Origin of the sequence: Nonomuraea muscovyensis, from assembly GCF_014207745.1 — a bacterium.
In the GTDB taxonomy this organism is placed as follows: domain Bacteria; phylum Actinomycetota; class Actinomycetes; order Streptosporangiales; family Streptosporangiaceae; genus Nonomuraea; species Nonomuraea muscovyensis.
The window spans coordinates 1133981-1146295 of the sequence record NZ_JACHJB010000001.1; the positions used below are offsets into that span (position 1 = coordinate 1133981).

Consider the following 12315-nt stretch of genomic DNA (forward strand, 5'->3'; position numbering starts at 1 on the left):
ATCAGACCTATCGGGACGAGGTGTGCACACCGACTTCCCAAGGGAGGCACATGGACGGGGCTCTCCACACAGCCGCAATAGCGTTGCTCGTGTTCGTCTCAGTCGCCGTCATCAGGATCCGGGCGCCGCTGGCCCGGGCCCGCTCGCGCGCCGTCCCCAGCGGGCCGCCGCAGCTGGAGCTCTACGAGGCGGCCTACCTGGCCGGCGGGCCACGCCGGGTCGTCAACACCGCGCTGGCGTCGCTGGTCGCCCAGCACGGACTCCGGGTGTCCAGCGAGGGGACCGTCACGCCGGTGCACGGGTTCCGGCCCGCCAAGCGCGCACCCGTGGAGCGCGTGGTGCACCGGCACGTCGCGAGCACTCCCGGAGGCTCGGCCACGGCCGAGATCCGGCACGCCGTCGCCGGCCACGAAGTGCTCCGCCGGCTCGCGATCACGCTGTCGAGGCGGGGGCTGCTGGTCCCGCCACCGGTCAGGGCCCGGGCACACCGCCGGTCGCGCTGGCTGCTCGGCCTCGCCGCCCTGGCGGTGGTCGTGGCCGTCGCCGGCGCGTTCCCCGTCTTCCGCGCGGGCGCGGCGGCGATCGCGACGCTCGCCGCCGCCGCCGGTGTGGCCTGCTTCTTCTGGGTGCGTCGGCTCATGGCCGATCCGCTGACAAAGGCAGGCCGCGCGGCGCTGGACACCGTCGACGTCAACTCCCTGACAGCCGGTGCTGCCGACGGCACGTGGCGGGCCTCGGACGATCTCGGAGTGCTCGCGGTGAACGGGCTGACCGAGCTGCCCGACCGCCGCCTGGCCGACGCCCTGGCCCGCGACAACCGTGCCCGGGACAGGGTCTACACCACGTGCTGCGCCCCGGGCCACTGCGGCGCGTACAGCACGGGCGGCTTCTCCACCACGTGGCACGGCGGCAGCCCGGGCGGGGGCTGGGGCGAGTCCGGCGGTCCGGGCGGGGGCTGGGGCGACTCAGGCGCTGACTTCGGCGGGAGCCTGTCGACCGTGGACGGCGGCGGTTCGAGCTGCGGCAGCGGCGGATGCGGTGGGGGCGGCACGTGACCCGCGGCCCGGACCCCCTGGGCGTCGGCATCGGCTGGCGGCCGGAGATCGATCTGACCGTCGAACGGCTCGGGGTGGACTTCGTGGAGGTCATCGCGGAGACCGTCCGTCCGTCGGACCTGCCCGAGTCACTCCGGGCGCTCCGCGCCGGGGGTACGCCGGTGATCCCGCACGGCGTCGGGCTCGGCATCGGCGGCGCCGAGCAGCCCGATCCCCAGCGCCTCGCCCATCTCGCGGCGTGCGCGGAGGCCCTCGGGGCGCCGCTGGTCAGCGAGCATCTCGCGTTCGTCAGGGCCGGCGACCTGGACGCCGGCCACCTGCTCCCCGTACCGCGTACCCGGGACGCCCTGTCGGTGATCGTCCAGAACGTCCGGCAGGCGCAGGAGGCCCTGCCGGTGCCTCTCGCCCTGGAGAACGTGGCGGCGGTGTTCGGCTGGCCCGACGACGAGATGACCGAGGCGGAGTTCCTCGGCGAACTGGTCGAGCGGACCGGGGTCGGGCTGCTCGTCGACGTGGCCAACCTCTACACCAACCAGGTCAACCTGGGCCTGGACGCCCGCGCCGCGCTCGACGTGCTCCCCCTGGACAGGCTGGCCTACGTGCACGTCGCCGGCGGGTACGCGCACGACGGCGTCTGGCACGACACGCACACCACCACCGTGCCCCCCGACGTGCTGGACCTGCTCGCCGAGTTGTGCGCCCGCGCGCGTCCGCCGGGGGTGCTGCTGGAGTGGGACGCCGACTACCCGAGCGACACCGTGCTCGCCGACGAGCTCGGCCGGGTCAGAGGGGCGATGTCCGGTGCCTGACCGGCAGGACGACCAGCGGGGTCAGGACGAGCAGCAGGGCGAACGCCGTGCGCGGTTGGCGCGCGCCCAGCGCGAGCTGCTGACGGCGCTCGTCGCGGCGGGGCCGCACCCGGACGGCTTCGACCCGGAACGGCTCCGCGTCCAGGCGGCCGGGCTGATCGCCAAACGGCGCAGCCTCGTGGCCAGGTCGGCTCCCCACCTGGTGGCCCGGCTCGGCCCTCGCTTCACCGGGATCTTCGCCGAGTACGCCGGGGCCCGGCCCAAGCCTCCCGGCGGCTCGCGGGCCGACGCGCTGGCCTTCGCCGCGTGGCTCGGCGTGCCTCCGGAGGCGCCGCGGCCGGGCCGGCTGGCCCGGCTCCTCCGCCGCCGATCCGGCTGACGCGGCCGCCTACCGGTAGGGGTCGCGTCCCTCGGCGATGGCCTGGATCAGGGTGCGGGCGTGCTCGTACGCGGCCTGGTGCAGGCCGTGGCCGAAGCTCACCCTGGCCACGCCCAGCTCGGCGAGCCTGGCCAGGGACGGGACGCCGGGCCGGAACAGGATGTTCACCGGCGCCGCCACCTCCGCGACGAGGCGTTCGATCTCCTTCTCGTCGCCGAGCCCGATGGGGTAGACGCAGTCGGCTCCCGCGTCCAGGTAGCGGCGGGCCCGGTCCACGGCCGCCTCCCGGGTGCCGCCGCCCTGGATGTAGGTGTCGATCCGCGCGTTGATCACCAGGTCGGGGCCGGCGGCCTCGCGGACGGCCGCCAGGAAGCCGGCCTGTTCACCGGGGGCAACCAGCTCGCCGGTGCGCGGGTCGGAGTCCTCCAGGTTGCAGCCGACGGCCCCCGCCTCGCGCAGCCGGCCGGCCAGCTCGGCGGGGTCCAGCCCGTAACCCCGTTCCACGTCGGCCGTGACCGGGACGTCGACGGAGCGGGCGATGCGGGAGATCGCGGCCATCATCTCGGCGACCGGGGTCGCCTCCCCGTCGTCGTGGCCGAGGACCCTGGCGACCGCCGCGCTCCCCGTGGCGACCACCGGGAACCCGGCCGCCACCACGGCGCGGGCCGAGGCGGCGTCCCAGACGTTCGGCAGGATCACGGGGGCGCCCGGCACGTGCAGGGCGCGCAGGCGGGCGGCGCTGTCAGTCGTCATGCGGACGACCCTAGGCAGGAAGTGGCCCGGTCCACAGGTCCAGTCGGCCGTCGAACCGCTGAGCCACTTGCGGACGCCGTGCACTCAGCAGCCGCTCTTGGCGCACTGGCCGGCGACCTCGCCGGAGGGGCCGTCGGCCGCGCCGTCCGCGGTGGTGCCGGCGGGGTCCTCGGCGGGGGCCGTGGTGGGCTGCCTGTCCTTGTTGACGTTCGTGTTCTTGGACTCGGACGTGCCCTTGCTGTCGCTGCCGGCGGCGCCGGTGGAGGTGTCGTCCGTGCCGCCGTCGTCGGCCACGCCGCCCGTCTCGTCGCCGACGGACGCGGTGTCGTCCTCGCCGCCGCCCTCGGCGCGGGTGCCGTCGCCGGGCTCCTCGGTCGTGACGTCGCCCATGGTGGCATCGCCGTCGTCGCCCAGGTCCTCGCCGGGGCCCTCGGCGGTGCCGGGGCTCTGGCTCTGGGTGGGCCGGTCCGGCTGCGCGGGGTCTCCGCCCGCGAGCGAGAAGCCGATGCCTCCGGCCGCGAGCAGGCCCACGAGCGCCGAGGCGGCGATGAGGACGGTCCTGTTGCCTGCCTGCCTTCGCTTCCGGGGGGCGCGGGACTCCTCGCCCGGCCCGGTGAGGATCTCCTGGCGATCCGGCTCGGTCGGATCTTGCATGGTGTGACAGCTCCCTGCGGTCGTATCGGGAAAGCTCGCCGGCTTCCGCGGGTGATGGACCACACTAGCCGCAACAGCGGAATGCTCGCGCACCTATCACAAAGGAATCACGACTTGTCCCCCCTTAGGTCCATCTGCCCAGGTCGGTGGGACCGGCTGGCTCCCCTGGCGGGCGTAACCGGCGTCCTCATGATCGCCGGGGCCGGCGTTTTTCTGGCGTTCGCCGGAACCCCGAGGCCGGAGCGGGAAAAGGCACCGGCATTCGATCAGGTAAGCCGACTTACCCATCGCTCGGACCTGCCGTCGCCGCCGCCCGGCACGCTGCCGGCCGGTCCAGGTGAGCTGTCGTCCGGGGAACCGCCCGACCGGGTGGCCGAAGAGCCGGTGGACGGGCCGTCGGGAGGGCGGTCCGGCTGGCGGCAGCGCGTTGCCCCGCCGCGCATCCCCGAGGGTGTGGACGGGGGCCGGCCGAACGGCATCACAGAGGGCCGGGTGGGACGGCACCCGGCCACCGGCATGCCGGGGCACCGTGGGCAGGATGCGCGGCCCGAGCAACCGGGCCCGCGGCCGGCGGCCACAGCCCCACGGGCGGGCACCGGCCGAGGGCGCGCGAGCACCGCCCCGAGGAACACGGCCACCGCCCAGGCCGAACCCGACCGGTCCGACACCAGGGCCGCCGAAGCCGCGCGCCGAGGCGATCCCGGGCGACGGAGCGGCTCAGGTCACCCCGCGGGCGCACGCCCGTCGCTGACCCCGCCTCCCGGCGACGTCCTGTCGGAGAGGCGCGCCGGGCCGCCCGCCCACGTCGGCGCGAACCCGTGCGCCACCTTCCACGACCTGCGCCGCCAGTACTGCGAACGCCTGCTGGGACGGTGACCGACCGTCAGGCCGGGCAGCCCCCCGCCGCCGGAGCGGGCTCGGGAGCCGGGCGGCCGATCGCGGGCATGCCGAGCAGCACGCCCTTGCCGGCCGACGGAGCCCCCTGCCGCGCCTCCCAGGCGTCGCCCGCCCGGGTGCGGCGCAGCCCGCGCAGCGCCCCGTCGGCCACCAGGTGGTGCGGCGCCGCGTACGTGACCTCGACCGTCACCATGTCGCCGGGCCGCGGCCGCTCGTCGCCCACCGCGAAGTGCACGAGCCGGTTGTCCGGGGCGCGGCCCGACAGGCGCCGGGTGGCGTCGTCCTTGCGGCCCTCGCCCTCGGCGACCAGCACCTCCAGCGTGCGGCCGACCTGCCTCTTGTTCTCCGCCCAGGAGATCTCCTCCTGCAGCGCGACCAGGCGCTCGTAGCGCTCCTGGACGACCTCCTTGGGCACCTGGTCGTCCATGGTGGCCGCGGGCGTGCCCGGGCGGATGGAGTACTGGAAGGTGAAGGCGTTGGCGAAGCGGCTCTGCCGGACGACGTCGAGCGTGGCCTGGAAGTCCTCCTCGGTCTCACCGGGGAAGCCGACGATGATGTCGGTGGAGATGGCCGCGTCGGGCATGGCGGCGCGGACCCGCTCGATGATGCCGAGATAGCGCTCGGCCCGGTAGGAGCGGCGCATCGCCTTGAGCACCCGGTCGGAGCCCGACTGCAGCGGCATGTGGAGCTGGTGCATGACGTTGGGCGTCTCGGCCATGGCGGCGATCACGTCGTCGGTGAAGGCCGCCGGGTGCGGCGAGGTGAAGCGCACCCGCTCCAGCCCCTCGACCGAGCCGCAGGCGCGCAGCAGCTTGCCGAACGCCAGTCGGTCGCCGAACTCGACGCCGTAGGTGTTGACGTTCTGGCCGAGCAGGGTGACCTCGAGGACGCCCTGGTCGACCATGGCCCGCACCTCGGCCAGGACGTCGCCGGGGCGGCGGTCCTTCTCCTTGCCGCGCAGCGACGGCACGATGCAGAAGGTGCAGGTGTTGTTGCAGCCGACCGAGATGGCCACCCACGCGGCGTAGGCCGACTCGCGCTTGGTGGGCAGTGTGGAGGGGAAGACCTCCAGCGACTCCTTCAGCTCCACCTGGGCCTCGCCCTGCACGCGGGCCCGCTCCAGCAGCACCGGCAGCGCGCCGATGTTGTGGGTGCCGAACACGACGTCCACCCACGGCGCCCGGCGGACGATCTCGCCCTGGTCCTTTTGCGCCAGGCAGCCGCCCACGGCGATCTGCATGCGCGGGTTGCCCGCCTTTGCGGGACGCAGGTGGCCGAGGTTGCCGTAGAGGCGGTTGTCGGCGTTCTCCCGCACGGCGCACGTGTTGAACACGACCACGTCGGCGTTCTCGCCGTCGGCCGCGCGGACGTAGCCGGCGTCCTCCAGCAGGCCGGACAGCCGCTCGGAGTCGTGCACGTTCATCTGGCACCCGTACGTGCGCACCTCATACGTGCGGGGGCTCTCCTGGGTCACAGTCATCGCACGTTCCAGGGTAGTCGTTGCCCGGCGCGGCTCGGCCTTACAGTGGTGAAACACCAGCTTGACGGCCGGATGTGATCGGATCGGTACCGCTCGGTTAGTGACCAGCGCCCTAACGCCCCCTAGGTTTTGACGCATGACGGACAACGGGGACGCCGCTCCGCTGGTTCAGCTGGAGCACGTCAACAAATACTTCGGGGCGCTGCACGTCCTGAAGGACATCAATCTGACCGTCTCCCGTGGCGAGGTGCTGGTCGTGATCGGCCCGTCGGGCGGCGGCAAGTCGACGCTGTGCCGGACGATCAACCGGCTGGAGACCATCGACGACGGCAAGATCATCTTCGATGGTCAGCCGTTGCCGGAGGAGGGCAAGGCGCTGGCGCGGCTCCGCTCCGAGGTCGGCATGGTGTTCCAGTCGTTCAACCTGTTCGCGCACAAGACGATCAGGGAGAACGTCACGCTGGGGCCGGTCAAGGTGCGCGGCCAGGGTCGTGACGCCGCGGACAAGCGAGCCATGGAGCTGCTGGAGCGGGTGGGGATCGCCGCACAGGCGGACAAGTACCCCGCGCAGCTGTCAGGCGGTCAGCAGCAGCGTGTCGCGATCGCCAGGGCGCTGGCCATGGACCCGAAGATGATCCTGTTCGACGAGCCGACGTCGGCGCTGGACCCCGAGATGGTCCAGGAGGTGCTCGACGTGATGATCGGGCTCGCTCGTGACGGGATGACGATGATGGTGGTCACGCACGAGATGGGGTTCGCCAGGAGAGCCGCCAACCGGGTGGTCTTCATGGCAGAAGGCCAGGTCGTCGAGGAGAACACCCCCGACGAGTTCTTCACCAACGCCCAGACCGACCGGGCGAAGGATTTCCTTTCGAAGATCCTCACCCACTGAAGCCCGCAGGAAGATTGAGGTAAGCACCATGCAGATACGCCGAACGGGGGCCGTGTTCGCCATGGCGGCCATGGCGGCAGGCCTGGCCGCCTGTGGAGGCGGCGACAGCTACACCAACGCGCTGGAGAAGGTCAAGGGCGCCAAGGAGATCACTGTCGGCACCAAGTGGGACCAGCCCAGCATCGGTCTCAAGAAGGGCACCGCCGACCCCGAGGGCTTCGACGTCGACGTCGCCAAGTACGTCGTCAAGGAGCTCGCCGGTGGCCAGGACGTGAAGATCACCTGGAAGGAGGCGCCCTCGTCCAACCGCGAGGCACTGCTCCAGAACGGCACCGTGGACATCATCTTCGCCACCTACTCCATCACCGAGGCGCGCAAGCCCAAGGTGACCTTCGGCGGGCCGTACATCATCGCCCACCAGGACACGATGGTGCGCGCGGACGCCGCCGGCATCGCCAAGGCGACCGACCTCAAGGACAAGAGGATCTGCCAGGCGCAGGGCTCCAACTCCTACAAGCGGATCACCGACCCGCCGCCGGACGGCAAGCTGGGCCTGCCCGCCAAGCTGGTCGGCGCGAGCAACTACTCCGAGTGCGTGCAGAAGCTCAGCGGCGGCAACCTCGACGCCGTGACCACGGACAACCTGATCCTGGCCGGCTTCTCCGCGCAGGAGCCGGGCAAGTACAAGCTCCTCAACGACCCGTTCACCGACGAAAAGTACGGCGTGGGCCTGAAGAAGGGCGACAAGGCCACCTGCGAGGCGGTCAACGCCGCCATCACGAAGATGTGGCAGGACGGCACCGCCAAGCAGCTGCTCGAGAAGTGGTATGGCAAGACGGGGATGGAGTTCCCCACGTCCGCACCACCGGCCGAGGGTTGCGCCTGATCCTCACGAGTGCGGCGGCCGGTGATCCGGCCGCCGCCGCCGTTCTCACTGGTGGAGCACAATGGACGAACTAATCCAGTACGGGCCGGAGCTGTTCTCCGGCTTCCTGAAGAACCTGCTGCTCTCGGTCCTCATCGGGTTCTTCTCGCTGGTCGTGGGCACGATCCTGGCGGCCATGCGGGTCTCCCCCACGCCGGTGCTGCGCGCGGCGGGCACGACGTACGTCAACGTGCTGCGCAACACGCCGCTGACGCTGGTGCTGGCCTTCTGCTACCTCGGGCTCAGTGACACGCTGGGGCTGATCTTCTCGACCGAGGTGCCGCTGTACAACTCGTTCTGGCTGGCGGTGCTGGGCATGTCGGCCTACACCTCGGCGTTCGTGTGCGAGGCGCTGCGCTCGGGCGTCAACACGGTGCCGATGGGGCAGGCCGAGGCGGCGCGGGCGATCGGGCTGACGTTCTTCCAGTCGGTCCGGCTGATCATCTTCCCGCAGGCGTTCCGGGCCGTCATCGCGCCGCTCGGCAGCGTGCTGATCGCGATGATCAAGAACACCACGGTGGTGGCCGCGGCCGGCTACACCGTGGACGTGGCCGCCGTGATGAGGGAGACCTTCGACACCACCGGCGTGTCGATCCCGATCTTCATCGGCATCGTGCTCGCCTTCCTGGTGGTGGTCCTGCCCATCGGCTGGTACACCGGGTGGCTGTCGAGGAGATTGGCGGTGGCGCGATGAGCGCGGTGAACGTCCTGTTCGACGCGCCGGGCCGGCGCGGGCGGCTGCGCAACAACCTGCTCACCGCCGTCTCCGGGCTCGCGCTGCTGGCCGTCCTCGTCTGGACGGTGCTCAAGCTCGACGAGAAGGGGCAGTTCAACTGGGAGATCTGGGAGCCGTTCCTCACCGCCGAGGTGTGGCAGGGCTACCTCATCCCCGGCCTGATGGGCACCCTCGCGGCCGCCGCGCTGGGCGCGGTGTTCGCTCTGGTGTTCGGCGCGGTCTTCGGCATCGCGCGGCTGTCGGACCACCGGTGGATCAGGATGCCCGCCGGGGTGATCGTGGAGCTGTTCCGGGCCATCCCGCTGCTGCTGCTCATCTTCTTCATCTGGTTCCTGGCGCCCAACGTGCTCGGCGGCGGCGACTACGCGCTGTTCGCGATCGTGCTGGCGCTGACGCTCTACAACGGCTCGGTGCTGGCCGAGGTGGTGCGGGCGGGCATCCTGTCGATCCCGAAGGGCCAGTCGGAGGCCGGTTACGCGATCGGCCTGCGCAAGGGCGGCGTGATGCGGCTCATCCTGCTGCCGCAGGGGATCACCGCGATGATGCCGGCCGTGGTCAGCCAGCTCGTGGTGCTGCTCAAGGACACCGCGCTCGGCTACTTCATCGTGTACACCGACCTGCTCAACATGGGCTTCAAGACCCTGCCGTCGGCGTACCCGGGCACGAAGCTGACCGCGGCGGTCGTCATCGGCGTCATCTACATCGCGATGGCCATGGCGCTCAGCGCGTTCGCCACGTGGCTGGAGAAGCGCAGCCGCCGCAGCCGCAGGACGACGGCCAAGCCGGTGGCGGTCTCCGCCGTCGAAGGACCGGCCGGCGGCGCCTGACCTGACAGCTCGGCACGGAGGGCGGTCACCCGACTCTGGGTGACCGCCCTCCGCTCATGCCGATCTTCCGGCAGGATTCGACTATGTCCTTCTGGCCGTCCCCCATCTCCACGACCGACGTCGCCCGTTCCGGCCTCCGCCTGGGCTGGCCCACCGCGCTCGACGGCCAGGTGTGGTGGACGGAGGACCGGCCCGAGGAAGGCGGCCGCACCACGATCATGCGCCGCGCCGCCGACGGCACCCGCGGCGAGCTGCTGGCCGCCCCGTGGAGCGCCCGCACCCGCGTCCACGAGTACGGCGGGCGCCCCTACACGGTGACCCCCGCCGGGGAGGTCGTCTTCGCCAACCTCGCCGACCAGCGCCTCTACCTGCTGGGCGACGCGGCGCCCGGCCCGCTCACCCCCGACGACGGCTCCCGCTACGCCGACCTGCTCGTCCGCGACGGCCACGTGTGGTGCGTGCGCGAGCACCACCACGACGACGGCAAGGTGTCACGCTCCGTCGTCTCCATCCCGCTCGACGGCGGCGAGCCGCGCGAGCACGCCACCGGCTCCGACTTCTACGCCTCTCCCACGCTCTCGCCCGACGGGCGACACCTCGCCTACGTCTGCTGGAGCCATCCGCGCATGCCGTGGAACGGCACCGAGCTGCGCGTCACCCGCCTCGCCGACGGCGCGTCGTGGACGGTCAAGGGCGGCACGGCCGAGTCGGTCCTCGCACCGCAGTGGAAGGACGACGGCCACCTCTATCTGATCTCCGACTGGTCCGGCTGGTGGAACCTCTACCAGATCGGCCTCTACGGCACCTCCTCCCAGGCGCTCTTCCCCGCCGAGGAGGAGTTCGCCGGGCCGCTCTGGCACCTGGGCGGCCGGCCCTACATCGTGCTGCCGGACGGGCGGCTCGCGGTGCTCCACGGGCGCGGCGACCTGCGCCTCGGGCTGCTCGACCCGGTCTCCGGCGAGCTGACCGGCCTCGACGTGCCCTACGAGGGCTGGGACCCCGCGCTGGCCGCCGACGGCGCCACGCTGGTCGGGGTGGGGTACGGCCCGTCGGTGCCGCGGTCGGTCGTCCGGATCGACACCGTGACGGGCCGGGTGGAGGGGCTGCGGCGCGACGTCGACGAACTGCCCGACATCGCCTACCTGCCCACGCCGCGACCGGTGGAGCTGTCCGGCCGGTTCGGACGCCACGTGCACGCCCACCTCTACCCGCCGGCCAACCCGGCCGTGAGCCCGTCGGCGCCACCGCCTTACGTGATCTTCGTGCACGGCGGGCCCACCTCGCACGCGACCGTGGCGCTCGACCTGGGCAAGGCGCTGCTCACCTCACGCGGCATCGGCGTGCTCAGCGTCGACTACGGCGGCTCCAGCGGCTACGGCCGGGCCTACCGCGAACGCCTCAAGGGGCAGTGGGGCGTCGTGGACGTCGAGGACACGATCGCGGCGGCCGAGTGGCTCGCGGCCGAGGGCCTGGCCGACCCGGCCCGCATCGCGGTGCGCGGCGGCAGCGCCGGCGGCTGGACCGTGATGGCGGCCTGCTGCCGGTCCGGCGCGTTCGCGGGCGGCGTCTCCTACTACGGCGTCAGCGCGCTCGCGCCGCTCAACGCCCACACCCACGACTTCGAGTCACGCTACGTGGAGTGGCTCGTCGGGCCGGAGGACCCGCACCTCTACGCCACCCGCGAGCCGCTCGCCCTGGTCGACGGGGTGTCGTGCCCGATGCTGCTGCTGCAGGGGCTGGACGATCCGATCGTGCCGCCCGAGCAGTCGGCCGCCTTCGCCGACGCCCTGTCGGAGCGCGGCGTGCCGTGCACGTACCTGACGTTCGAGGGCGAGTCGCACGGGTTCCGGCGCGCCGAGACCCGGGCCACCGCCCTCGCCGCCGAGCTGGCCTTCTACCAGCAGATCTTCACCTGAGCCTAGCCCTTGCGCCATTCGCCGGAGCTGAGCGCGCCCGCCGCCTGGGGCCCCATCAGTCCGAGACCGCCGTCCACGAACAGCGACGCCCCCGTCACGTACGAGGCGCCCGAACCGGCCAGGAACGCCACCACCGCCGCCACCTCACGGGCGTCACCGGCGCGGGCGATCGGATAGCCGGGCCGGGTGCCGGTCTGCGGCTGCACGTCCGCCTGCCCCGTCATCGGCGTGGCGATCTCCCCCGGCGCCACGGTGTTGACCGTGATCCCGAACTCCGCCAGCTCCAGCGCCAGGACCCGGCTCAGCATCCGCAGCCCGCCCTTGGCCGCGCAGTACGACCCGGACCCCACCCGCGGGTACTCCTCGTGCACGCTGGTGACGTTGACGATGCGGCCACCCCGGCCCGAATCGATCATGCGCCGGGCGGCCCGCTGCGCGCACAGGAACGGCCCGTCGAGGTCCACCGCGACGACCTCCCGCCAGCGCTCGTAGCTCATGTCCAGCACCGGCTCGGCGCTGCCGGTGCCCGCGTTGTTGACCAGCACGCCCAGCCCGCCCAGTTCCTCGGCCAGGTCGTCGACCACCGCGGCGGCGCGTTCGGGATCGGTCAGGTCGTGGCGGCGCAGCGCGGCGGCCTTGCCCAGGTCGCGTACCGCGGCGGCGGTGTCCTCGGCGCCGTCGCTGTCCTCGTGGAACGTGATGCCCACGTCGAACCCCTGCTCGGCCAGCGCCACGGCGCTCGCCTTGCCGATGCCGGAGTCGGCGCCCGTGACGATCGCGACCCGGTCGTACCCCTCGCTCATGCTTCCCCCTTCGGAACGGACGGTCGGCTGCGGGGCTCCTGCCCCGCAAGCGACCCTCCACCCGTACGGTGGGGCGTCCCGACTCTCGTGGCGCGGACTCGGGGGGAGCAGCGGGCGGCTCGGCGGAACTCACGGCGCTTCAGCGGGCCTCACCCGGCGGAACTCACGGCGCTTCTGCGGACCTCACCC

At 72.5% G+C, this 12315-nt stretch carries 12 protein-coding genes; 8 read left to right on the forward strand and 4 right to left on the reverse strand.

Annotated features, from left to right (window positions below):
• Positions 1–89 precede the first annotated feature (89 nt).
• From FHU36_RS05385 to FHU36_RS05395, 3 genes are read left to right on the forward strand one after another with little or no spacing between them, the layout of a single operon-like run.
• Positions 90–1055, forward strand: coding sequence for a TIGR04222 domain-containing membrane protein (locus FHU36_RS05385; protein WP_185082677.1), 966 nt, complete (start codon positions 90–92; stop codon positions 1053–1055).
• Complete coding sequence (locus tag FHU36_RS05390) at positions 1052–1864, forward strand: MbnB/TglH/ChrH family RiPP precursor modification enzyme (protein WP_312891443.1); 813 nt, start codon at positions 1052–1054, stop codon at positions 1862–1864. The genes FHU36_RS05385 and FHU36_RS05390 overlap by 4 nt, the downstream gene beginning before the upstream one ends.
• The gene (locus FHU36_RS05395) at positions 1857–2243 is read left to right on the forward strand and encodes an SCO6045 C-terminal-like domain-containing protein (RefSeq protein ID WP_185082679.1); all 387 of its coding nucleotides are present in this window, start codon (positions 1857–1859) and stop codon (positions 2241–2243) included. Before FHU36_RS05390 ends, FHU36_RS05395 begins: the two co-directional genes overlap by 8 nt.
• A gap of 9 nt (positions 2244–2252) precedes the next feature.
• On the opposite strand, the gene FHU36_RS05400 is transcribed toward FHU36_RS05395, so the two are convergent.
• From FHU36_RS05400 to miaB, 3 genes are all read right to left on the reverse strand, one after another.
• Complete coding sequence (locus FHU36_RS05400; RefSeq protein WP_185082680.1) at positions 2253–2996, reverse strand: isocitrate lyase/PEP mutase family protein; 744 nt, start codon at positions 2994–2996, stop codon at positions 2253–2255.
• An 84-nt stretch (positions 2997–3080) separates the two neighbouring features.
• On the reverse strand, positions 3081–3650 hold the full coding sequence (locus tag FHU36_RS05405; protein WP_185082681.1) for a hypothetical protein: 570 nt from the start codon (positions 3648–3650) through the stop codon (positions 3081–3083).
• A gap of 883 nt (positions 3651–4533) precedes the next feature.
• On the reverse strand, positions 4534–6027 hold the full coding sequence (gene miaB / locus FHU36_RS05410) for a tRNA (N6-isopentenyl adenosine(37)-C2)-methylthiotransferase MiaB (protein WP_221495776.1): 1494 nt from the start codon (positions 6025–6027) through the stop codon (positions 4534–4536).
• Between the two features lie 136 nt (positions 6028–6163).
• Between miaB and FHU36_RS05415 the strand changes: the two genes are divergently transcribed.
• The 5 genes from FHU36_RS05415 to FHU36_RS05435 all read left to right on the forward strand — a co-directional run bounded on the left by FHU36_RS05415 (position 6164) and on the right by FHU36_RS05435 (position 11323).
• Positions 6164–6919: an amino acid ABC transporter ATP-binding protein gene (locus FHU36_RS05415; RefSeq protein ID WP_185082682.1), complete on the forward strand. Its 756-nt coding sequence runs from the start codon at positions 6164–6166 to the stop codon at positions 6917–6919.
• Positions 6920–6947: 28 nt separating this feature from the next.
• Complete coding sequence (locus FHU36_RS05420) at positions 6948–7805, forward strand: glutamate ABC transporter substrate-binding protein (RefSeq protein ID WP_185082683.1); 858 nt, start codon at positions 6948–6950, stop codon at positions 7803–7805.
• Between the two features lie 61 nt (positions 7806–7866).
• Entirely contained in the window at positions 7867–8538 is a 672-nt protein-coding gene (locus tag FHU36_RS05425) for an amino acid ABC transporter permease (protein ID WP_185082684.1), read from the forward strand.
• On the forward strand, positions 8535–9407 hold the full coding sequence (locus tag FHU36_RS05430) for an amino acid ABC transporter permease (protein WP_185082685.1): 873 nt from the start codon (positions 8535–8537) through the stop codon (positions 9405–9407). The genes FHU36_RS05425 and FHU36_RS05430 overlap by 4 nt, the downstream gene beginning before the upstream one ends.
• An 83-nt stretch (positions 9408–9490) precedes the next feature.
• The gene (locus tag FHU36_RS05435) at positions 9491–11323 is read left to right on the forward strand and encodes a S9 family peptidase (protein WP_246501962.1); all 1833 of its coding nucleotides are present in this window, start codon (positions 9491–9493) and stop codon (positions 11321–11323) included.
• Positions 11324–11325: 2 nt separating this feature from the next.
• Here the strand turns inward: FHU36_RS05435 and FHU36_RS05440 are convergent, their stop codons facing one another.
• Positions 11326–12126, reverse strand: a complete 801-nt coding sequence (locus FHU36_RS05440) for an SDR family oxidoreductase (RefSeq protein WP_185082687.1) — start codon at positions 12124–12126, stop codon at positions 11326–11328.
• Positions 12127–12315: the final 189 nt, after the last annotated feature.